This window comes from Kitasatospora sp. NPDC017646, from assembly GCF_044329365.1.
In the GTDB taxonomy this organism is placed as follows: Bacteria; Actinomycetota; Actinomycetes; order Streptomycetales; family Streptomycetaceae; genus Kitasatospora.
In genome coordinates, this window is sequence record NZ_JBIRJC010000012.1 from 195,375 (window position 1) to 218,440 (window position 23,066).

The 23,066-nt window shown below is 72.7% G+C and carries 13 protein-coding genes and 1 other RNA gene; 2 read left to right on the forward strand and 12 right to left on the reverse strand.

Annotated elements, in window-relative coordinates:
- Positions 1-314: 314 nt before the first annotated feature.
- From ACH4J0_RS20955 to ftsE, 6 genes are all read right to left on the reverse strand, one after another.
- The gene (locus ACH4J0_RS20955) at positions 315-2,618 is read right to left on the reverse strand and encodes a HelD family protein (RefSeq protein WP_396242031.1); all 2,304 of its coding nucleotides are present in this window, start codon (positions 2,616-2,618) and stop codon (positions 315-317) included.
- A 162-nt stretch (positions 2,619-2,780) separates the two neighbouring features.
- Positions 2,781-3,162: a transfer-messenger RNA gene (ssrA, locus tag ACH4J0_RS20960) on the reverse strand.
- An 86-nt stretch (positions 3,163-3,248) separates the two neighbouring features.
- The gene (smpB, locus tag ACH4J0_RS20965) at positions 3,249-3,725 is read right to left on the reverse strand and encodes an SsrA-binding protein SmpB (RefSeq protein ID WP_350741094.1); all 477 of its coding nucleotides are present in this window, start codon (positions 3,723-3,725) and stop codon (positions 3,249-3,251) included.
- A gap of 63 nt (positions 3,726-3,788) precedes the next feature.
- Positions 3,789-4,925, reverse strand: coding sequence for a S41 family peptidase (locus ACH4J0_RS20970; protein ID WP_396242032.1), 1,137 nt, complete (start codon positions 4,923-4,925; stop codon positions 3,789-3,791).
- Positions 4,926-5,038: 113 nt separating this feature from the next.
- Entirely contained in the window at positions 5,039-5,950 is a 912-nt protein-coding gene (ftsX, locus tag ACH4J0_RS20975; RefSeq protein WP_396242033.1) for a permease-like cell division protein FtsX, read from the reverse strand.
- Between the two features lie 77 nt (positions 5,951-6,027).
- The gene (gene ftsE / locus ACH4J0_RS20980; RefSeq protein WP_030059730.1) at positions 6,028-6,717 is read right to left on the reverse strand and encodes a cell division ATP-binding protein FtsE; all 690 of its coding nucleotides are present in this window, start codon (positions 6,715-6,717) and stop codon (positions 6,028-6,030) included.
- A gap of 347 nt (positions 6,718-7,064) precedes the next feature.
- Between ftsE and ACH4J0_RS20985 the strand changes: the two genes are divergently transcribed.
- Positions 7,065-7,259 carry a hypothetical protein gene (locus ACH4J0_RS20985; RefSeq protein ID WP_030059729.1) on the forward strand — a complete coding sequence of 65 codons (195 nt, stop codon included), beginning with the start codon at positions 7,065-7,067 and terminating at the stop codon, positions 7,257-7,259.
- Between the two features lie 84 nt (positions 7,260-7,343).
- Here ACH4J0_RS20985 and prfB read toward each other — a convergent pair whose 3' ends face one another.
- From prfB to ACH4J0_RS21000, 3 genes are all read right to left on the reverse strand, one after another.
- Positions 7,344-8,456: a peptide chain release factor 2 gene (gene prfB / locus ACH4J0_RS20990; protein ID WP_380415783.1), complete on the reverse strand. Its 1,113-nt coding sequence runs from the start codon at positions 8,454-8,456 to the stop codon at positions 7,344-7,346.
- Between the two features lie 116 nt (positions 8,457-8,572).
- Positions 8,573-9,823 (reverse strand): serine/threonine-protein kinase, encoded by a 1,251-nt coding sequence (locus tag ACH4J0_RS20995; RefSeq protein WP_396242034.1) that lies wholly within the window; start codon positions 9,821-9,823, stop codon positions 8,573-8,575.
- 291 nt (positions 9,824-10,114) lie between these two features.
- A complete protein-coding gene (locus tag ACH4J0_RS21000; protein WP_396242035.1) occupies positions 10,115-11,968 on the reverse strand; it encodes a protein kinase in 1,854 nt (617 codons plus the stop codon).
- A gap of 345 nt (positions 11,969-12,313) precedes the next feature.
- Between ACH4J0_RS21000 and ACH4J0_RS21005 the strand changes: the two genes are divergently transcribed.
- Positions 12,314-15,238, forward strand: coding sequence for an FtsK/SpoIIIE domain-containing protein (locus ACH4J0_RS21005; RefSeq protein ID WP_396242036.1), 2,925 nt, complete (start codon positions 12,314-12,316; stop codon positions 15,236-15,238).
- Positions 15,239-15,373: 135 nt separating this feature from the next.
- Here ACH4J0_RS21005 and ACH4J0_RS21010 read toward each other — a convergent pair whose 3' ends face one another.
- The 3 genes from ACH4J0_RS21010 to ACH4J0_RS21020 form a co-directional block, all read right to left on the reverse strand.
- Positions 15,374-20,320, reverse strand: a complete 4,947-nt coding sequence (locus ACH4J0_RS21010) for an NAD-glutamate dehydrogenase (protein WP_396242037.1) — start codon at positions 20,318-20,320, stop codon at positions 15,374-15,376.
- A gap of 286 nt (positions 20,321-20,606) precedes the next feature.
- Complete coding sequence (gene pruA / locus ACH4J0_RS21015) at positions 20,607-22,232, reverse strand: L-glutamate gamma-semialdehyde dehydrogenase (protein WP_396242070.1); 1,626 nt, start codon at positions 22,230-22,232, stop codon at positions 20,607-20,609.
- Positions 22,233-22,361: 129 nt separating this feature from the next.
- Positions 22,362-23,018: an HAD family hydrolase gene (locus ACH4J0_RS21020; RefSeq protein ID WP_396242038.1), complete on the reverse strand. Its 657-nt coding sequence runs from the start codon at positions 23,016-23,018 to the stop codon at positions 22,362-22,364.
- Between the last annotated feature and the right edge of the window lie 48 nt (positions 23,019-23,066).

A 23,066-nucleotide genomic window follows, 5' to 3' on the forward strand; every position in this document is an offset into this window, starting at 1 on the left:
CAACATTTTGTTGAAGGCATCGCCTGCGCATGCTAGACCTCGATCGTCGCACCTTCCAAGGGGTTGCCAGAAATAACGTTCATTGAGTGTGCGGATCCGACAACCGGGCCCGGCCGGCCGCAGTCTTCCGCCGCCGACTCCTTGCCTCTGCGGGCCGATGCGTTACATTGGACAGGCACCGGCTCGATCCAAGCCCCCGGGCCCAACCTTCGTCCCTTAGAGGGACCACTTGCCGCGAGGCGAGCATGGCGGGTCGGTGTACTAAACGTCTGAAGGCCCCTCACCACCGGTGAGGGGCCTTCGTCGTGGTCGGGTCAGCCGTGCAGCAGCGCGGGCACGCCGGCCGCGTCCGGCAGGTCGTCCGGGCCGGACAGCACGGTCAGCCGCTGGGTCGCCCGGGTCAGCGCCACGTACAGCACCCGCAGGCCGGCCTCCGACTCACCCGCGATGCCGGTCGGGTCGGCGACCACCGTCGCGTCGTACTCCAGGCCCTTGGCCTCCAGGCTGCCCAGCGCCACCACGCGCTCGCCCAGGCCCTCGGCCCAGCCGGCCGCCTCGGCCCGGCGGTCCATCGGCACCACGATCGCCACGGTGCCGTCCACCTCGCCCAGCAGGTGCTCCAGCTCGGCCCGGGCGGCCTTGCCGAAGGCCTCCGGCGCGGGGTCGGTGACGGCGGCGAAGCGCGGCTCCACGCCGACGTGGCGCACCGCGCTCGGCGAGGGCGTGCCCGGCGCGGCCAGCGCCAGCACCTTGGCCGCGACCTCGGCGATCTCGGCCGGGTTGCGGTAGTTGACGGTCAGCGTGAAGCGGCGGCGCGGCTTGCCGGCCAGCACCTCGTCCAGCGCGGCCTGGGCCTCCTGCGGGAACGGCCAGGAGGACTGCGCCGGGTCGCCGACGATGGTCCAGGTGGCCATCCGGGACCGCCGGCCGATCATCCGCCACTGCATCGGGGTGAGGTCCTGGGCCTCGTCCACGATGACGTGGGCGTACTCCTTGCGCTCCACCGGCTGGCGGTCGCGCTGGCGGGAGCTGCGGTCGGCGAAGGTGGTGACCTCCTCCAGGCCGCTCAGCAGGTCCACCGCGTCCACCTCGCGGACCTTCGGACGGGCCGGCTCGCCGAGCAGCACCTGCAGCTCGTCCACCAGCGCCACGTCGTGGGCCGACAGCGCGCCCCCGCCCTCCGGCGACAGGTGGCGCCAGGAGGCGGCCAGCAGCCTCGCCTCGTCCGGGGTGACGGCGCGGCGGGCGATCCGGTTGGTGTGCCGGGTCTGCTTGAGCGTGCCGAGCACCCGGCGCGGGCTCAGGGCCGGCCACCAGGCGTCCAGGAAGTCCAGGAACGACGGCTCGTCCGAGACGTAGTCGTCGAAGGCCTCCTTCTCCTCCTGGCGCTGCTCCCGGGCGTAGTGGTCGGTGGGCTTGGGCAGGTGCCGGGTGGCCTCCTGCCACAGGGCGTCCAGCAGCAGCCGGCGGGCGCGCGGGCGCAGCAGGTTCAGCGGGGTGCCGCCGGAGCCCACCACGTTGCCGCGGACGGCCCGCAGCCGGCCCGCGTCCAGCTTCAGCACCTCGCCGCGGGCGACCACCTTGAGCTCCTGCGGGGCGCCCAGCTCCAGCGCCGCCCGGGCGGCCCGGCGCAGCAGCTGCACCATCCGGGCCGAGCCCTTGACCCGGGCCGCCTCCGGGGTGTCGTAGGTGCCCGCCTCGATGCCGTCCACCAGCGAGCCGACGGCGCGGATGGCGACCTGGCCCTCCTCGCCGAGCGAGGGCAGCACGCCCTCGGTGTAGGAGACCAGCAGCGGGGTGGGCGAGACGACCAGGATCCCCCCGGCGTAGCGGCGGCGGTCCTGGTAGAGCAGGTACGCGGCGCGGTGCAGGGCGACGGCGGTCTTGCCGGTGCCGGGGCCGCCGGTGACGAGCGTGGCGCCGGCCGCGGCGGCGCGGATCACCTCGTCCTGCTCCTTCTGGATCGAGGAGACGATGTCGCGCATCGAGTGGCTGCGGGCGCGGCCGAGCGAGGCCATCAGCGCGCCGTCGCCGACCACGGCCAGCTCCTCGCCGTCCAGGGTCGGCGTCAGGTCGGGACGCAGCAGGTCGTCCTCGACGCCGATCACCTTGCGGCCCTTGGAGCGGATCACCCGGCGGCGGATCACCCGGCCCGGCTCCACGGGGGTCGCGCGGTAGAACGGCGCGGCGGCGGGCGCCCGCCAGTCGATCACCAGCGGGCCGTACTCGGCGTCCAGCACGCCCAGGCGCCCGATGTGGAGGGTCTCGGCGACGGCCGGGTCGGCCGGGTCGAGCGGGGTGTCGGACGGGATGCCGTGCTCCTCCGGGGCGTCCGCCTGCTGGAGGTCGATCCGGCCGAAGAGGAAGTCCTCGAACTCGTTGTTGAGGCGCTGGAGGTGCGCGCCGGCCCGGTAGACCTGGGCGTCGCGCTCGGCGAGGGCGCCGGGGGTGCCGACGTGGACCCGCTTGGCGGCGTCCTCCAGGATGTACTCGGCCTCGGCGAGCTTCTCCTCGAGCCGGTGGTAGACGGTGTCGAGGTGCTGCTGCTCACCGGCGATCTCGCGCTCGCGGACGGTCTCGTGATCGGCGGTGGGGGTGGTGTCCGTGTTGCTCTGCATGGCCTCGGGGTTTGCGGCGGGGTTGCGGCGGAATCCGGCTCCGGAAAACGAGCGGACGGATGATCCTACGCCCGGGCGGGCGGAGGCGCCGCACCGGTACGGCAAAAGTTCGAAGGCCGCCCCCCGCGCGAGCGGTGGACGGCCTTCGGTGTGAACATGGGGTGGTGGAGATGCCGGGAATCGAACCCGGGTCCAGTGGAGTTAATTCAGGGCTTCTCCGAGCGCAGTCCGCTGTGCTTTTCTCGGCCCTGGCGGTCACACGGACAAGCCGCCAACAGGCCCAGCTGCTGTTTGATTTCCCATCCACCCCCGCAGCCCGGGCGGACGGTTGAGTTCCCTAGATTATGCCAGGGTCCGGGTCGGGAACTCCCCGGTCTGACACCCAAGCGCTATCGGTGCTTATTAGGCAGCGAGAGCGAACTGCTGGGAATCGCGCTTAGAGTTGGCGATTATTTTTTTGCGACACGTGGTTAACGAGATCATTGCCGCGTTCCTCGGCTCGCTTCCCCTGTTTCAACATCCCCTGTCGAAACCGATCATCCCCATGTTTTTTTGAGAAACAGCTCGGACGTCGACCGTCCGTGTTGCTTGCGCCATAGTACGCGAGGCGACGGGCGAGGGTCCAGCGGATTAACGCTGGCGCCGCCGTGCCGCCGCCACCGCGCGGGCCGCCTCGCGGGTGTCCTGCTTCTCGCGGAGCGTCTGGCGCTTGTCGTACAGCTTCTTGCCGACCGCGAGCGCGAGCTCCAGCTTGACCCGGCCGTCCTTGAAGTACAGCGACAGCGGGACCAGGGTGTGGCCCGCGTCGCGGACCTTGGTCTCGATCTTGCGGATCTCCAGCTTGTGCAGCAGCAGCTTGCGCTTGCGCCGGGCCGCGTGGTTGGTCCACGTCCCCTGGGTGTACTCGGGGATGAAGACGTTGTCGATCCAGGCCTCGTGGTTCTGGATGTAGGCGTAGCCGTCGACCAGGTTGGCGCGCCCCTCCCGCAGCGACTTGACCTCGGTGCCGGTGAGGACGAGGCCGCACTCGTAGGTGTCGAGGATCGTGTACTCGTGTCGCGCCTTCTTGTTCTGCGCGATCAGCTTCTGTCCGGTTTCCTTTGCCATAGCGCGGACATTCTCGCACTTCGGCGCCGGATCGGTCAGCTGCTTTAGGGCCCGTCCGGCGGATCAGGACCGGGTCCCGAGCCCGGCGAGGACGCGCAGGGCCAGCGCGCCGGCGTCCTCCCCCGCGCCGGCCGGGACGTCCGGGGTCAGACCGGTGCCGTCCAGGGAGCGCCCGGCCGGGGTGTGGTAGCGGCCGACGGTCATCTCCAGCACGGCGCCGTCGGCCAGCCTGCTGGGCTGCTGGACGGTGCCCTTGCCGAAGGTCCGCGAGCCCACCACCACGGCGCGGCTGCGGTCCTGGAGGGCACCGGCGAGCAGTTCGGCGGCGCTCATCGTGCCGCCGTCCACCAGCACCACCAGCGGGGTGCGCCCGTCGCCGCCGGGCGGGGCGGTCAACTCCCGCTTCTCCCCGCGCTCCTGGTAGGAACCGACCGGCCCGCCGTCCAGGAAGCTCCCGGCGGTGCCGACCGCCTCGTCCACCAACCCGCCGGAGTTGCCGCGCAGATCGAGCACCACGCCGGTGTGCGGGGCGCGCAGCGCGGTGCGCACCTGGTCGGCCACGCCGCTGGTGAAGGCCCGGACGGTGATCCGCAGCACGCCCCGGTCCAGGTGCTCCGCGGTGACCTGGCGGCTGTCCAACAGCACCCTCTTCAGCCGCAGTTCGCGCACCTGCCCGTCGCCGCGCCGCACGGTCAGGGTGACCTCGGAGCCGGCCCGGCGCTCGTCGCCCTGCCCGCGCAGCCGGGCGACCACCTCGGTGACCGGCAGCCGGTCGGCCTGGTCCTGGCCGATCCGCAGCAGCCGGTCGCCGGGGGCGATCCCGGCCTGGGCGGCCGGTCCGGCGGGGGTGACCTGGGAGACCTCGGTGACGCCGTCCTCGCCGCGGCCGACCGACAGGCCGACCCCGGGGTAGCGGCCGTCCAGGCCCTGGCTGAACTCGGCGTACTCCTGGGCGCTGTAGTACGCCCCCCAGCGGTCGCCGCCGGCCGCGAGCAGGTGCTCGGCCTGCTGCTCGGACAGCGCCTTGCCGGACGGGTCCGCCGGGGGCCCGGCGGGGGCCGGGGCGAGGTCGGCGGAGGCGCGGCGCGGCTGGTCGCTCGGGTCGCCCCAGGCACCGGTGGCGGCGCCGGCCAGCAGCACGGCGCCGAACACCAGGCTGAGGGCCGCCACCTGACGCGCCCTGCGCGGAGTTTGCAGCATGGCACCGGAGTGTAGACACCGCGCCGCGCGCGGCGGGTCGGAACGGCGGAGCGCGGAACGGCTCCGGCCCCGTACGGCGCAGTGCCGTACGGGGCCGGAGGAACCTGCGGGGATCAGACCTTGAGGTACTTGCGCAGCGTGAAGAACGCCGCGATGCCGGCCATGCCCATACCGACCACGACCAGCAGCGGGATCACCGCCAGCACCGAGCTGAGGCCGATGAAGTGGATGAACTGCACCCGGTCGGCCAGCCAGTTCTGGACGAAGAAGTGCCCGCCGATCAGCAGCCCGGACGCCAGTGCCGCACCGAGCAGCGCGGAGAACGCGGCCTCGGCGATGAACGGCATCTGGACGTAGAAGTTCGAGGCGCCGACCAGGCGCATGATGCCGGTCTCACGCCGCCTGCTGTACGCCGACACCCGGACGGTGTTGACGATCAGCAGCAACGCGACGAAGAGCATCAGCACCATGATCACGAACGCCGCCGTCTGGAGGCCGTTGAGCAGGCCGAACAGGTTCTCCAGGATCTTCCGCTGGTCCTCGACCGACTTGACGCCGGGCTTGCCCGCGAAGGCGCTCTGGATGACGTCGTACTTGGTCGGGTCGTTGAGCTTCACCCGCCAGGACTGCGGCATGGCGTCCGGGCCCAGGACGGAGATGAGCGGGTTGTCCGGGTTCATCTCCTTCCAGTGCTTGTACGCCTCGGCGGAGCTCTCGTAGGTGGACGACTGGACCACCGAACTCATCTTGTCCAGCTGGTCCTTGATGTCCTGGACCTGCTGGTCGGTGGCCGCGCCCTTGTCGCACTGCGGCGAGTTGCGGGCGTCCGCCTTGGTGCAGAAGTAGATGCTCACCTCGACCTTGTCGTACCAGTACCCCTTCATGGAGTTCACCTGGTCGCGGACCAGGAGCGAGGAACCGGCGAGGGCGAGGGAGAGCGCGACGCTGACCACGACCGCGATGGTCATGGTCAGGTTGCGTCGGAGACCCACACCGATCTCCGACAGGACGAACTGGGCACGCATGCGGGAAACAACTCCAGGGTCGGTACTGCGCGGTCTGGCGGTCGGGCCGGCGGCCCCACGGGGTCAGCGCTGGTCGGTCAGTGCTGGTACCCGTAGACGCCGCGGGCCTGGTCGCGGACGAGCAGCCCCTTGTCGAGTTCGATGACTCGCTTGCGCATCTGGTCGACGATGGCCTGGTCGTGGGTGGCCATCAGCACCGTGGTGCCGGTGCGGTTGATCCGGTCGAGCAGCTTCATGATGCCGACCGAGTTCTGCGGGTCGAGGTTGCCGGTGGGCTCGTCCGCGATGAGCAGCATCGGACGGTTCACGAACGCCCGGGCGATCGCCACGCGCTGCTGCTCACCACCGGACAGCTCGCCCGGCATGCGGTCCTCCTTGCCACCGAGGCCGACCAGCTCCAGCACCTCGGGCACCACCTTGTTGATGGCGCTCTTGGGCTTGCCGATCACCTCCAGTGCGAAGGCGACGTTCTGCGCGACCGTCTTGTTCGGCAGCAGGCGGAAGTCCTGGAAGACGGTGCCCAGCTGGCGGCGCATGTGCGGCACCTTCCAGTTGGACAGCTTGCCCAGGTCCTTGCCCAGCACGTGCACGGCACCCGTGGAGGGGCGCTCCTCGCGCAGGCACAGGCGCAGGAAGGTGGACTTGCCCGAGCCGGACGAGCCGACCAGGAAGACGAACTCACCCTTCTCGATCTCCAGCGAGACGTTGTCCAGGGCGGGACGGTTCTGCTTGGGATAGGTCTTGGAGACGTTGTCGAATCTGATCACGGCTGCATCACGGAGGCCATCCTAGGCGGCGCCAGTCCTCGGTCGGTCCGCCGCGGAGGCCCGGTCCGGCGGCGGGCGATGGGAGCGGAGGGCCGCTCCCGGTCTGGGACCATACGCGAACCGGCGACCGGCCCGCAGGGACAGGCCGGGACGGACCTCCGAATCTGGGGGAGAATGTCCGGTTGTGCCCCGATAACTGCGAGCCATCTCACAGCCCGGGAGCCGGAAGCGCCAGAACCTGGCAGAGTGGAGGTGGCGACCGAGTCCGGCCGCTCCCCCGTACAGGGCAGCAACAGGAACCAAAGCTCCGTCCGGTGCGTTGGCTGTAGCAGCGAGGAGGAGATCGCATGACCTGCGACCATCTGGTGTGCGCCAACTGCAACGGCCGCGTCAGCGACGGGCGTTGCCCGGTGTGCCGCGCCAACCGGGCCCGGCTGCAGGAGCAGCAGGGACCGTTCGCCGCGCTCTCCCCCGCGATGCTGCTGGCCCTGCTGGCCGGGCTGCTCGCGGTGGCGCTGATCGCGCGGCAGGCGCTGGCCTGAGGCCCTTGACCACTCCGACCACGGAGAAGGCCCCCGACCGTCGCGGTCGGGGGCCTTCTCCGTGGTCGGCTGCTTGCGCTGCGCCTACTCGGCGCTGGTCTCGCGCTGCTTGCGCCAGCGGATGCCGGCCTCGATGAAGCCGTCGATGTCACCGTCCAGGACGGCCTGGGGGTTGCCCGCCTCGTACGCGGTGCGGACGTCCTTGACCATCTGGTACGGGTGCAGCACGTAGGAGCGCATCTGGTTGCCCCAGGAGCTGCCGCTGTCCTTCAGCGCGTCCATCGCGGCCTTCTCCTCCTGGCGGCGCCGCTCGAGCAGCTTGGCCTGGAGGACGTTCATCGCGGACGCCTTGTTCTGGATCTGCGAGCGCTCGTTCTGGCAGGAGACCACGATGCCGGTCGGGAGGTGGGTGATGCGCACCGCCGAGTCGGTGGTGTTGACGCCCTGGCCGCCGGGACCGGAGGCGCGGTAGACGTCCACCCGCAGGTCGCCCTCGTCGATGTCGACGTGGTCGGACTGCTCGACGACCGGGAGCACCTCGACACCGGCGAAGGAGGTCTGCCGGCGGCCCTGGTTGTCGAAGGGCGAGATGCGGACCAGGCGGTGGGTGCCCTGCTCGACCGAGAGGGTGCCGTAGGCGTACGGGGCCTTCACGGTGAAGGTCGCGGACTTGATGCCGGCCTCTTCGGCGTACGAGGTGTCGTACACCTCGGTGGGGTACCCGTGCCGCTCGGCCCAGCGCAGGTACATGCGCATCAGCTGCTCGGCGAAGTCGGCGGCGTCCACGCCACCGGCCTCGGCACGGATGTTGATCAGCGCCTCACGGGCGTCGTACTCGCCGGAGAGGAGGGTGCGGACCTCCAGCTCCTCGACGGCCTTCTGGAGCGAGACCAGCTCGGCCTCGGCCTCGGCGCGGGTGTCCGCGTCGTCCTCGGCCTCGGCCAGCTCGAACAGCACGCCCAGGTCGTCGATGCGGCCGCGCAGGCCCTCGACGCGGCGCAGTTCGCCCTGGAGGAAGGAGAGCCGGCTGGTCACCTTCTGCGCGTTCGCGACGTCGTCCCACAGGGTGGGGGCGGCTGCCTCCTCCTCCAGGACCGCGATGTCGGCCCGGATCTTGTCCAGGTCGAGGACGGCCTCGATCGACCCCATGGTCGTATCGAGGTTCTTGAGCTCTTCGGAAGGATCGACGGCTGCCACGCCCCCAGCGTAATGGTTCCGGGGGTGGTCATGACGACACCCCCGGCTCCGGAGCGGACCGGGGGCCCGTCCCCGGCGTCGCCCGGCGGACGCGAGCGTGAGGACCGGGCCCCCGGCTACGGGGCCCGCGGGGCGGTGCCGTGCACGGCCGGGCGGGCCGGGTGGCCGGATCCCGGCTCGGTGGCCGCGAAGGCCGTCCAGGCGGCGGCGCCCGCCAGCAGCAGCACGGTGGCCAGCAGCACGGCCAGCATCCGGCGGCGGCGCAGCAGGGCCGCGCGGTCCCGGCGGTGGCCGGGGGCGGTGCGCTGGGCGCGGGACTCGGCGGCGTACGCGGCCAGCTCCTCGGCCGAGGGGCGGCGCAGACTGGTGTGGGTGTCCCGGGTGGAGTCGGGGGCGGCGCCGGGCACCAGCGGGACGGCCGGGCCGCGGCGGCGCTTGTGGAGGCCCGGGCCCGCGTCGACCTCGGCGTAGACGGCCTCGCCGGGGGTCAGCTGCTCCTCGGCCGGGGCGCGTCCCTGGGAGGGCACCGCCAGCACCGGCAGTCCGGCCAGCGAGGGCAGCTGCTCGCGCAGCCGGGAGGCCAGCTCGGCGGCGCGCAGCCGGGAGGCGGGCGCCTTGGCCAGGCACTCGGAGATGATCCGCCACAGCCCGTCCGGCAGGCCCGGGATCGGCGGCACCTGCTCGGTGACGTGCCGGCGCAGCACCGCGCCGGTGTGGCCGCCGCCGAACGGGGTGAAGCCGGCCAGCAGCTCGTACAGCACGGTGGCGAGGGCGTAGATGTCGACGGCGGCGCGCGGCTCCAGGCCCTCGATGATCTCGGGGGCGAGGTAGTCGGGGGTGCCGATGATCCGGGTGGCCCGGGTGCGGCGCGGCGCGTCGACCAGGCGGGCCACGCCGAAGTCGGTGAGCTTGGCGCGCGGCGCGCCGCCGGGGCCGGGGGCGGCGGCGAGGTCGAGCAGGACGTTCTCCGGCTTGACGTCGCGGTGGACGATCCCGGCCGCGTGCGCGGCCGCGAGGCCGTCGGCGACGTCGGCGATGACGGAGGCGGCGACCTGCGGCGGGAGGGCACCGTCCCGCTCCAGCCGGGAGCGCAGGTCGGTGCCCTGGACCAGCTCCATCACCAGGGCGAGGTCGCTGCCGTCCACGACCATGTCGCGCACGCCGACCACCCGGGGGTGGTCGAGGCTGGTCAGCGCGGTGCGCTCCTGGACGAAGCGGCCGACCAGCACCTGGTCGGCGGCGAGGTCCTCGCGCAGCAGCTTGACCGCCACCGGGCCGTCGGGCCCCTCACCGAGCCAGACCGTCCCGGCCGAACCCCGGCCGATCACCTGGTGGACGGTGTACCGGCTGCCGATCTTGCGTGCCAATGCTGCTCCGTGGGCGGCGCGGGAGCGCTCCGGGGGTCCGGGCGCGCTCGGTGGGGCGGGACAACAGCGACCAACCTACGCGCCCGGACCCCCTGCGCGGGGCGCCTGGGGGCCGTGGAGCGGGACTCGGGGGCGAGAAATCTCGTGAATTGTCGACAAAGCGTCAATCCTGGCTTCCGGAACGGGTCCGGACCCCCGGTCAGCTCCTCGGTCAACCTCTCGGCCGACCCCCGCCGGCTCTCCCGGAGGCGGCGGAGCGGCCCGCGGTGCCGCTCCGCCGCCCGTCACGCACTACGTGCCGAACATGCTGGTCACCCAGTTCCGCGCGGTGTCGTACCAGCCCACGACGTTGTCCCAGTAGTGCGGCAGCGGCGTGAAGTTCCAGAGCGCGAGCGCGGCGACGGCCAGCACCAGCAGCACCATCAGACAGCCCTTGAGGCAGCCCAGCCCCGGGACGTACATCCGGTTGCGGCTGCGCGGGCGCCGCTCGCGCGGCGGCGCGCTCTCCCGGCGGGACGGTTCGCGCGGCTCCTCGCGGGGCGGCCGGGGCTCCCGGTACTGCGGCGCGGGCGGCTCGGCCCGGCGCGGCGCGGCGGCGGGCTGCGGCGGCGGGTAGCCGTCCTGCGACCCGCCGTACGCGGCCGGAGCCTGCCGGTAGCCGCCCGGGGGCTGCGGACGGCCGCCCTGGTCGCCCCGGGGGCCGTGCCCGCCCTGCCCGCCCCGGCCACTCTGGTAGGACGGCGGGGCGACCGGCGGACGCTGGGCGTAGCCGGGCGACGTGCCCTGGCGGCGCGGGTCCTGGCGGTAACCGGCCGGCGGCTGCTGGTGGCCCGGCGCGCCCTGACCCGCCCTGCCCCCCTGACTGGCCTGGTAGGGCTGCGGGGCGACCTGCGGGTCCTCGAAGTCCTCCGGGCCGAAGTAGCCGACCTGGGTCTGCTGGTTGCGGTCGCGCGCCGCCCGCAGCTGGGTCTGCCACGGGTGCGGCGCCTCCTCCTGCGGCTCGGGCGGCCCCGCGGGCGGGGGCGGCGGCACGGCGGTGGGCGGCATCACCCGGGTGCGGTCCTGGGTGCCGTACGGCGGCGCGGGCGGCGGCTGGGTGCCCATCACCCGGGTCGCCGCGGCCGGGTCGTACTGCGGGCCGCCCGGGGCCGGGGGCAGCACCTGGGTGCGGTCCTCCGTCCCGGCCGGGCCGCCGGGCACGGGCGGGACGGTGCCGGGGACGGCCGTCGGCTGCGGGTCCGGCAGCAGCAGGGCGCCGACCGCCAGCGCCTCGTCCACCGCCGCCGGGGAGGCGTGCACGCCGACCCCGGCCGCGACCACCCGCAGCGCGCGGGCCAGCGCGGTGGCACCCGGCCGCTGCGCCGGGTCCTTGCGCAGGCAGCGCTCGATCACCGTCCACAGCGGCTCGGGCATGGTGCTGGGCCGCTGCGGTTCCTGCGCCAGGTGGGCCTGGAGCACGGCCAGGGCGCTGTCGCCCTGGAACGGCTGGCGGCCGGTGACCAGCTCGTACAGCATGATCCCGGCGCCGTAGACGTCCACCGCGGAGGTCTGGGGGCGGCCCTCGGCGGACTCCGGGGCGACGTACGCGGGGGTGCCGACGAACTCGTGGGTGCGGGTGACGCCCGGGGAGTCGGCCAGCCGGGCGATGCCGAAGTCGGTGAGCATCGGGTGCATCTGCTCGGTGCCCTGCACCACGGTGGAGGCGAGCAGCACGTTGGCCGGCTTGAGGTCGCGGTGGACGATCCCGTCCGCGTGGCTGGCCGCCAGCGCGTCCGCGACCTGGGCCATCAGCAGGGAGCCCGCGATCGGGCTGAACGGGCCGTTGGCGCGCAGGTAGCGGGCCAGGTCGGGGCCCTCCACCAGGTCCATCACCAGGGCCAGCAGCTCGCCCTCGACGACCAGGTCGCGGACCCGGACGATGTTCGGGTGGTTCAGCCGCAGCAGCAGCGAGCGCTCGCGCAGGAAGCGCATCACGACGTCCGGGTCGGCCGCCAGCTCCTCGCGCAGCACCTTGATCGCCACCTGCTGCCCGGGCTCGCTGCCCGGCACCTGGACGTCCTGGCGCACCAGACCGCGCCAGACGGTCCCGGTGGCACCCCGCCCCAGGGTCTCCTCAAGCAGATACTTGCTGCCGACTGGCCGCACCTGTCGCACTCCTCGCCGTGCCGCCCGCGCGGGGCGCTCCCCCGCCGGTGTGCGGTGAGCCTGCCGGGCCCGTGTTTGCGGCCACTCTAACGGTGTCCGTACGGGTTTCCGGGGCGACCGGCAGGCCATCCGAGCAGGGTTGGGGGACATCCCCTAGGGGACCACCCGGATACGCCGGGGGCGCCTGACCCGGGGCGGTCGCCGGGGCCGGGGCCGGGGCCGCCGGGGTGGCGGTTGACCTGACCCTCCGTCGCCTTCACCATGACGATGATCGCAAGATCGTCAAATCCGGTACGGTGCGCGGACTGTCCACACCGGATGGCAGGATGGACACTCGCCACTCGTGTGGCCCAAAGGGTCGCCGCGACCGCCCGGCGCGTCCGCGACGACACCGGGCAGCGGTACCAGGCATCACACCAGCAGAAGGGACCCGCGGGCGAGATGCAGATCCGGCTGACCGTCCTCCGACCGCGCAGCGGCCCGACCGCCGCCGGCTCCGCCATCCCCTACGTGGACGTGCTGGTCACCGCGCCCGTCGGCACCGCACTCGGCGCCATCGCGGGCGCGCTCGCCGGCGCCGTCGGCGTGCGCGGGCCGCGCGCCGCCACCCATGTGCACCTCTACGCCGGAGCGCACCGGGTGGACGAGCACACCCTGCTCGGCCACCCCCCGCTGCTCGACGGCGCCGTCCTCAGCCTCAACGAGCCCGACCCGACCGCCGACGACCCCGACGACACCCCCGCCGCCGCCGAGCTGCGGGTGGTCGGCGGCCCGGACGCCGGCGGCGTCCACCGGCTGCACGGCCGGGAGATCCGGATCGGCCGCTCCGGCGAAGCCGACGTCCCGCTCGACGACCCCGACGTCTCCCGGCTGCACCTCGCCCTCCACCTCGGCGAGGACGGCCGGGTCGCCGTGCGCGACCTCGGCTCCACCAACGGCACCACCCTGGAGGGCCGGATCGTCCCTCCCCTGCCCGCCGAGGCCGCCGTCCCCCTGGACAACGGCGCCCTGCTGCGGATCGGCGAGTCCACCCTGCAAGTCCTCGAACCGGCCGATCCCGCATCCGTCCGGGCCGCGCTGCCCGACGGCAACGGCCACCTCCAGCTCGCCGCCCCCGGCCCGGTCCGGACCACCGCCCCGGTGATCGAACCGCCCGCCGCCCCCGAGCCCACCCCGGGACGCGGCCGCGGGCTGTTCTCCCTGCTTCCCGGCCGCGCCGCCGAACCGCCCGGCCACGAGAGCGCCGAACGCCACCACGCCGCCGTCCGGCAGCGCCAGGCCGCCGCCCAGCGCGAGCGCTGGCCGGACCTCGCCACCGTGCTGCTCAACGCCGTCGGCCCCGGCCCCCGGCTGTGGGAGCGCGGCCCCGGCCACCCCGACGCACTCACCCTGCGGCTGGGCACCGCCGACCGCCCCGGCGGCGCCGGCACCACGCCCGGCACCCTGCTGCCCGCCGTCCCGGTCACCCTCGACCTGCAGACCGCCGGCAGCCTCGGCCTCAGCGGCCCGCGCGAGCGCCTCGACGCCCTCACCCGCGCCGTCGTCGCCCAACTCGCCGCGCTCCACCCGCCGACCGGGCTGAGCCTGGTCGTGGTCGACTCCGACCCGGCCCGCAGCCCCGAGGAACGCGTCGACACCTGGGCCTGGGCACTGTGGCTGCCCCACCTGCGCCCGGCCGACGGCCAGGACTGCCGCCTGCTGGTCGGCCTCGACGACGAACAGGCCACCGCCCGGCTGACCGAGCTCACCGCCCGGCTCAGCGGCCCGACCGGCCTCGGCGGCCACCCCGCCACCGTGGTCGTGGTCGACGGCCGCCCGACCGGTGAGGCTGCCCGGCAGGCGCTCGACCTGCTGCTGCGCCAGGGCCCGGCCGTCGGCATCTTCCCGATCTGCCTCGCCGAACAGCCCGAGCTGCTCCCCCGCGGCCTCGGCGCCACCGCCCTGATCACCGGCGAGGTCGGCACCCAGCTCTCGTTGGACCGCCCGGTCGCCCGCGGCCGGGAGACCCTGCACGAGATCTCGCTGGACGCCGTCTCCGACGCCTGGGCCGAACGCCTGGCCCGCGTCCTCGCCCCGCTGCGCGAAGCCGCGCCGGCCTCCCGCGGCCCGCTGCCCGACGCGCTGCGGCTGCTCGACCTGCTCCAGCTCGACACCGTCACCCCGGCCAAGCTGTCCGCCCGCTGGGCCGCCCACGCGGGCGGCATCGGCGCCGCCACCGCCCTGCTCGGCACCACCCGGGACGAGCTGTGCACCCTCGACCTGGCCGACCCCGAACTCTCCCTGCCCTCCCCCGACCCGGGCGGCCCACACCTGCTGATCGGCGGCGCCCGCGGCTCCGGCAAGACCGAACTGCTGCGCACCCTGGTCGCCTCGCTCGCCGTCTCCGAGCGGCCCGAGCGCCTCGCCGTCACCATCATCGAGGGCCGGGCCACCGAGGACGGCCTGTCCGGCTGCTCCGAGCTGCCGCACGTCACCGGCCGGGTGAACGCCGCCGCCGACCCGCGCGCCGCACTCCTCGCGGCCGAGTCACTGGAGGACGAACTCGCCCTGCGGGAGCGGCTGTTCGACGGGCTCGACTTCGCCTCCTGGCACGCCACCCGGATCTTGGACGAGCACGGCCTGGACGGGCACGGCCTGGACGACCAGGGGCTGGGATCCGTCCCGGTACCCGCCACCGTCGGCGCCGCCTCCACCGCGGTGCCCCGCGTCATCCCGCCGCGCGGCGCCGACGGACCCCGGCCGACGGCCACCGCCGCCGGCCCCGTCCCGGCCCGGCTGGTGGTCGTCGTCGACGACTACGACGCCCTGCTCTCCCCCACCTCCCCGGCCGGCCGCCCGCTGGCCCGCGCGCTCGCCGCCGTCGCCCGCCGCGGCGGCCCGCTCGGCATCCACCTCGCCGTCGCCACCAGCCGCCCGGAGGACAGCACCGGCACCGAGGTGGACGAGGCCGCCCTGCTGCGGATCGCGCTGCGCACCGAGGACCCGGCCGACTCCGACCTGCTGATCCACCTCGGCGACGCGGCCGCCCTCCCCGAGGACACCCCCGGCCGCGGCTACCTACGCCGCCCGGACGGCGGCGTCACCGCCTTCCAGACCGCCCGGATCAGCGGCCGCATCCCCCGCACCGCCACGCTGCGCCCCACCGTCGTCGCGATAGACCCGCTCCAGCTCGGCGCCCCACCCGCCCGCCGCCCGGTCCGCGAACTCGGCAACGGCCCCACCGACCTCGCCCTCCTCGCCAGCGCACTCCAACGCGCCGCCTCCCGCTGACCCGAGCGACACCCGAAGGGCCCCGACGAACCGAGCGGTTCGCCGGGGCCCTTCGGCGTTGCCGCGCCCCGGGGCGGGGACGCGCAAGGGGCCCGCGTCCGGGATGGACGCGGGCCCCTTCCGTTCAGCCGTCCGTCAGCGCATCGAACCGGTGCGCAGCAGGGTGCGGATGACGCGCATCGCGACCGAGAGGCTGGACAGCTCGTAGTTGTCCGAACCCCTTATGTCGTCGAGGGTGGCCTTGGCGCGGTTCAGCAGGGTGGAGTTGAGGTCCGCCCAGGCGTTGTAGCGCTCCTCGGGGGTGGCGCCGTCGGGGCCGCAGGCCAGGATGTCGGCGGTCAGTGTCGCGTGCGCCGCGAAGAGGTCCTCGCGGATCGCGGCCCGGGCCATCGACGACCAGCGGTCGGTGCGGGGCAGGTCGATGATGCGGTCGAGCAGGTGCGAGATCTGCAGGCGGTCGCCCAGGTCGTAGTACAGCTCGGCGACCTCGGCGACGTCCTTGCCGGAGCGGTCCGCGACCTCGGTGATGTCCAGGGTCGGGAAGACCGAGGACAGGCCGGCGATCCGGGTGACCAGCTCGTCCGGCACGCCGGCCGCGGCGAGCTCGCCCTGGATCGACTCGAACCAGGCCAGGTCCTCGCCGCGCAGCGGCTTGGGCAGCGAGCCCCAGACCTGGTTGACCCGGTCGTGGAAGAACTCGATGGTGCCGGCGATGTCGAGCGGCTGACGGCGGTTGTTGAGCATCCACCGGGTGGCGCGCTCGACCAGGCGCCGCGAGTGCAGCCGCATCTTGGTCTGGATCCGGGCGGGGACCCGGTTGTCCAGGCCCTCGATCCGGGCCCAGATCTCCTCCAGGCCGAAGACGGCCCGCGCGGCGGTGTGGGTCCGGGCGATCTCCTCGTAGGTCGCGCCGGTCTCCTCCTTCAGGCGGAAGGCGAAGGTGCAGCCACCGCGGTTGATCGTGTCGTTGACGATCAGCGTGGTGATGATCTCGCGGCGCAGCGCGTGGTTGTCGATCGCGTCGGCGAACCTGGCCCGCAGCGCGCTCGGGAAGTACTCGTGCAGCAGGGCGCGGAAGTACGGGTCGTCCGGCAGGTCGGTGGCCAGCAGCTCGTCGGCCAGGATGATCTTGGTGTAGGCGAGCAGCACGGACATCTCGGGCTGGGAGAGCCCGCGGCCGTTCTGCTGGCGCTCGCGGATCTGCCGCTCGGTGGGCAGGAACTCCAGCCCCCGGTCGAGCCGGCCGGCCGCCTCGAAGCGGTTGATCATCCGGGCGTGGACGTTGACCATGCTGTGCGCCTGGGCGACGGCGTTGGCCAGCACCACGTTCTGCGCGTAGTTGTTGCGCAGCACCAGGTGGCCGACCTCGTCGGTCATCTCGGCGAGCAGGGCGTTGCGCTGCTTGACCGTCATGTCGCCCTCGGCGACCACCTGGTTGAGCAGGATCTTGATGTTGACCTCGTGGTCCGAGGTGTCCACACCCGCCGAGTTGTCGATGGCGTCGGTGTTGATCCAGCCGCCGCTGCCCTCGGGGCCGCCGGTGGCCGCGTACTCGATGCGGCCGAGTTGGGTGCAGCCGAGGTTGCCGCCCTCGCCGATGACCCGGGCCCGGACCTGCTCGCCGTTGACCCGGATGGCGTCGTTGGCCTTGTCGCCGACCTCGGCGTTGGTCTCGGTGGAGGCCTTGACGTAGGTGCCGATGCCGCCGTTCCAGAACAGGTCGACCGGCGCCTGGAGGATCGCCTTCATCAGCTCGGCCGGGGTCAGGCGGGACTCCCGGATGCCCAGGGCTGCCCGGGCCTGCGCGCTGACCTGGATCGACTTGGCGCTGCGCGGGAAGACCCCGCCGCCGGCGGAGATCAGCGACTTGTCGTAGTCGTCCCAGGAGCTGCGCGGCAGCTCGAACAGGCGGCGGCGCTCGGCGTACGAGACGGCCGCGTCCGGGTTCGGGTCGAGGAAGATGTGGCGGTGGTCGAAGGCGGCGACCAGCCGGATGTGCTCGCTGAGCAGCATGCCGTTGCCGAAGACGTCGCCGGACATGTCGCCGATGCCGATGACGGTGAAGTCCTCGGACTGGGTGTCGACGCCGAGCTCGCGGAAGTTGCGCTTGACCGACTCCCAGGCGCCGCGGGCGGTGATGCCCATGCCCTTGTGGTCGTAGCCGGCCGAGCCGCCGGAGGCGAAGGCGTCGCCGAGCCAGAAGCCGTACGACTCCGCGACGCCGTTGGCGATGTCGGAGAAGGTCGCGGTGCCCTTGTCTGCGGCGACGACCAGGTAGGTGTCGTCCTCGTCGTGGCGGACCACGTCGGCCGGGTGGACGACCTCGCCGGCCACCAGGTTGTCGGTGATGTCGAGCAGCGCCGAGATGAAGGTCTTGTACGAGGAGATGCCCTCGGCCAGCCAGGCGTCGCGGTCCACCGACGGGTCCGGCAGCTGCTTGGCGACGAAGCCGCCCTTGGCACCGACCGGGACGATGACGGTGTTCTTCACCATCTGGGCCTTGACCAGGCCGAGGATCTCGGTGCGGAAGTCCTCGCGCCGGTCGGACCAGCGCAGACCACCGCGGGCGACCTTGCCGAAGCGCAGGTGCACGCCCTCGACCTGGGGCGAGTAGACCCAGATCTCGAACGCCGGGCGCGGGGCGGGCAGGTCCGGGATGGCCTTCGGGTCGAACTTCATCGACACGTAGGAGTGCCACTCGCCGGAGCCGTCGTGCTGGAAGAAGTTGGTCCGCAGGGTGGCCCTGATGAGGTTCAGGAAGGAGCGCAGGATGCGGTCCTCGTCCAGCGAGACGACCTCGTCGAGCGCGCCGGCCAGCTCCTCCAGGATGCCCTCGGTCAGCTCGGCGGCGCCCAGCTGGTGGCTCGGGCTCAGTCGGGCCTCGAACAGGTTGACCAGCAGGCGGGTGGTGTGGGTGTTGTTGCGGAGCGCGTCCTCCATGTAGTCCTGGGAGAACGTGGAGCCCGCCTGGCGCAGGTACTTGGCGTACGCGCGCAGCACCATCGCCTGGCGCCAGTTCAGCCCGGCGGTGAGGACCAGCTCGTTGAAGCCGTCATTCTCGGCCTTCCCGGTCCAGGTCGCGGCGAAGGTGTCCTGGAAGCGCTCGCGGGCCTCGTCGGTGAGCTCGGTGGCCTCGCGCAGCCTCAGGCCGAAGTCGTACACCCACGCGGTGGTGCCGTCGGATCGGCGCAGCGCGTACGGGTGCTCGTCCAGCACCTCGACGCCCAGGCGCTGCAGCACCGGCAGGACCTCGGTGAGGGAGATCGGGCCGCCGACCCGGTAGATCTTGAAGCGGCGCTCGTCGTCGCTCGCGCCGACCGGCTGGTAGAGGTTCAGGCGGAAGTCGCCCTCGCCGTGCAGCGACTCGATCTGCTTGATGTCGGCGACGGCGGTGCGCGGCGGGAAGTCGGCGCGGTAGCCGTCGGGGAAGGCGTTGGCGTACTTGTGGCCCAGCTCGGCGGCCTTCTCCTCGCCCAGCTCGCCGTGCAGCTGGTCGTGGAAGCCGTCCATCCAGAACCGGGCGGCCTCGGCCAGGCGGTTCTCGATCCGCTCGATGTCGGAGTCGGTGAGCCGGGGCAGCTCGGTGCCCGGGGCGACCCGGACCACGAAGTGCAGGCGGGTCAGCACCGACTCGGTGGCGTACACCGTGTAGTCGATGGTGGCGCCGTTCAGCTCCTCCTTGAGGATGTCGGTGAGCAGCAGCCGGATGCGCGTGGTGTAGCGGTCGCGCGGCAGGTAGATGAAGGCCGAGAAGTAGCGCCCGTACTCGTCCTGACGCAGGAAGAGGCGCAGCTTACGGCGCTCCTGGAGGTAGAGCACGCTGGTGGAGATGGAGAGCAGCTCGGCGGCCGGGGTCTGGAAGATCTCGTCCCGGGGGAAGGTCTCCATGATCTGCAGCAGGTCGCGGCCGTCGTGGCTCTCGCTGGAGAAGCCGGACTCCTCCAGCACCGCCTGGACCTTGCGGCGCACGACCGGGATGCGGGTGACCGACTCGGTGTAGGCGGCGGAGGAGAACAGGCCGAGGAAGCGGCGCTCGCCGATCGGCTCGCCGGCGGCGTTGAACTTCTTGACGCCGACGTAGTCCAGGTAGGCCGGGCGGTGCACGGTGGCCCGGCTGTTGGCCTTGGTCAGGACGAGCAGCTTCTTCTCGTGGGCCTTGGCACGGACCGGGGCGGACAGACGGCCGAAGGCCTCGGAGACCGAGTGGTGGCGGTCGTCGTGGCTGTGCGGGTCGGAGCGCAGGATGCCGAGGCCGGTCCCGGCGACGGCCTTGAGGACCTCCTCGCCCTCGTGCTCGACCAGGTCGTACTCGCGGTAGCCGAGGAAGGTGAAGTGGTCGTCGGCGAGCCAGCGCATCAGCTCCCAGGCCTCGCCGACCTCCTGCTCGGGCAGGCCGGCCGGGGGCTCCTCGGCCAGCTCGTCGGCCAGGCGCAGCGCGCTGTCGCGCATCTTCGCCCAGTCCTCGACGACCTCGCGGACGTCGCCGAGCACGCGGCGCAGGTTGGTCTCGATGGTGCGCAGGTCGTCGCGGTCGGTCTCGCGGTCGATCTCGATGTGCATCCACGACTCGACGGTCGCGTCGGCGGGCCACTCGGCGCCGGCGGCCTGGCTGCGGGAGCAGGCGTCGACGTCCAGGATCTCCAGCAGCTTGCCGGTGATGTCACGGCGGACGACCAGCTGGGGGTGGACGACGAGGTGGATCGCGCGGTCCTGGCGGGACAGCTCGTTGGTGACGGAGTCGACCAGGAAGGGCATGTCGTCGGTGACGACCTCGACCACGGTGTGGCCGCAGGACCAGCCGTTCTCCTCGACCGAGGGGGTGTGGACCCGCACCTCGGCGGTGCCCTGGGGGCGCTTGAGGCCCAGGCGGTAGTGGGAGGCGGCCGCGCCGTACACGTCGACCGGGTCGAGGTCGACCAGGTCCTCGGGCGCGGTGTGGAGGTAGTAGTGGTGCAGGTACGCGGTCAGAGCGCCGTTGCTCAGACCCTCCCCCGGCGCCGCTCCCCCCACCTGGCTGTTCTCAGCGGCTGCGGCTGCCTTCTTGAGCAGTTCGGCCTTGGCTGCGTCCAGCTTGGTCTGCATGACTTCTTGGCTCCTGTCGCGCGCCGTTGCGTGACTCGGTGGTGTGTGGGTGTACACCGACGGGTCGCTCGCAATCCTGCCGCACCGTCCGACTGAAAGGGGCTCATGGCACGCATGAAACGCCCTCCCAGCGGGTAGGACGACTCGTTCGTCCTGCAAGCCACCCGACGACGCCAGCCAGCCTAACCGGATCAATCGAAGGTGCACAGGGACAGGGAGGCGCAAACCCGCAGGATGTCGGGTCCGTCCTGGACAGCATGTCCAAACCGGAGCGTCATGTTCGCTTTCAGCCCATATGCGGGTACCCGTGGTGGATCGGTGGCACGAAGGTCTCCTTGATCGCCCTGGCCGAGGTCCAGCGCAGCAGGTTCTGGGCGGCGCCCGCCTTGTCGTTGGTCCCGGAGGCCCGGGAGCCGCCGAAGGGCTGCTGGCCGACGACGGCACCGGTGGGTTTGTCGTTGATGTAGAAGTTCCCGGCGGCGAAGCGCAGTTCCTCCACGGCCTGGGAGATCGCGTAGCGGTCCTGTGCGATCACCGCGCCGGTCAGGCCGTACGGGGCGCCCGAATCGACCCGGCGGAGCACGTCGTCCCAGCGGGAGTCCTCGTAGACGTGGACCGCGAGGATCGGGCCGAAGTACTCGGTGCGGAAGATCTCGCCCCGGTGGTCGGAGGAGACCAGCACGGTCGGCCGGACGAACCAGCCGATCGCGTCGTCGTACTGCCCACCGGCCACCAGCTCGACGGTGGGGTCGGCCCTGGCCCGCTCGATCGCGCCCCGGTTCTTCTCGAAGGCGCGCTTGTCGATCAGGGCGCCCATGAAGTTGGACAGGTCGGTGACGTCGCCCACCGTGAGGGCGTCCACCTCGGCCAGGAAGTCGTCCTTGATCTTCAGCCAGAGGCTGCGCGGCAGGTAGGCGCGGGAGAGCGCCGAGCACTTCTGGCCCTGGTACTCGAAGGCACCGCGGATCATCGCGGTCCTCAGGATCTCCGGGTCGGCCGAGCGGTGGGCGAGCAGGAAGTCCTTGCCGCCGGTCTCGCCGACGATCCTCGGGTAGGTGCGGTAGCCGCCGATGTTCGCGCCGATCGTCTGCCAGAGCGACTGGAAGGTGGCGGTGGAGCCGGTGAAGTGCAGCCCGGCGAGAGCCGGGTCGGCGAGCGCCACCGGGGAGACCTGCTGGCCGTCGCCGGTGACCAGGTTGATCACCCCGGGCGGCAGGCCGGCCGCCTCCAGCAGCCGCATCAGGTGGTGCGCCGCCAGGGTCTGGGTCGGCGCGGGCTTCCAGACCACGGTGTTGCCCATCAGGGCGGGTGCGGTCGGCAGGTTCCCGGCGATCGCGGTGAAGTTGAACGGGGTGATCGCGTAGACGAAACCTTCCAGCGGGCGGTGGTCGACCCGGTTCCACACCCCCGGGGAGGAGACCGGCTGATCCGCCAGCACCTGCCGGGCGAAGTGGACGTTGAACCGCCAGAAGTCGATCAGCTCGCAGGCGGAGTCGATCTCGGCCTGCTGCACGGTCTTGGACTGGCCCAGCATCGTCGCCGCGTTGAGCGTCTCCCGCCAGGGCCCGGCCAGCAGCTCGGCGGCGCGCAGGAAGACCGCCGCCCGGTCGTCGAAGGAGAGCGAGCGCCACTGCCGCCCGGCCGCCAGCGCCGCGTCCACCGCCGCCCGGGCGTCCTCCCGGGTGGCGTTGCCGAGCACGCCCAGCTTGGCGGCGTGGTGGTGCGGCTGGACGACGTCCATCCGCTCACCGTTGCCGAAGCGCTGCTCGCCGCCGATGGTCATCGGCAGCGGGACCTGTTCGGCCGCCAGTTCGTCCAGCCGCCGGACCAGCCGGTCCCGCTCCGGGCTGCCGGGCGCGTACGCCTGCACCGGCTCGTTGACCGGGGTGGGCACCTCGGTGACTGCGTCGATGGGCATGGCGGCTCCGTCCTGGCTCTACCGGTGTCAGTCCAGCCTGACCAGGACCGGGCGGATCCGCCCCTCCAGACACGCCAACGGCGGACGTGGCGCCCGCCACGTCCGCCGTCGCGCGGATCCGTCTCAGCCGACCAGGAGGCCCGCCAGCTCGACCGCCTCGGCCAGGCTGTCCACCACCGGGACGCCGACCGGCTCCAGCTTCTCCCTGGTGTGCGAGCCGCCGGTGTACAGCACCGCGTGGGCACCCGCGTGCAGCGCCGCCAGGGCGTCGTCCGCGGCGTCGCCGATCAGCACCGTACGGGCCGGGTCGACCCGCTCGCCGAGCGCGGCCAGGTGCTTCGTCAGCTGCTCGGCCTTCTGACCGCCGGAGGGGCCGCTGCGGCCGTCCACCCGCAGGAAGCTGCCGGTCAGGCCGAAGGAGTCGACCAGCGGCACCAGCTCGTCGTGCACGTACATCGACAGCAGGGACTGGCTGTGCCCGGCCGCCTGCCAGCCCGCCAGCAGCTCGGGCACGCCCTGGGTCAGGCCGCAGGCCGGGCTGAGCTCCCGGTAACGGTCCTGGAAGGCGTCGTCCAGCCGCAGCCACTCCTCCTGGGAGGGCATCCGGCCGAGCAGCCGCTCGTAGAAGCGGGGGATCGGGATCTCGTACTGCTCGCGGTACTGCTGCATGGTCATCGGCCCGACACCGATGGTCGCGAACGCGGCGTTGCTCGCGCCGAGGACCGCGTCCATGTCGTGGAAGAGGGTGCCGTTCCAGTCCCAAACGATGTGAGTGCGCACGGGGCGAAACGGTAACCCGGACGGCCGACACGCCGGTAGGACCGGGCT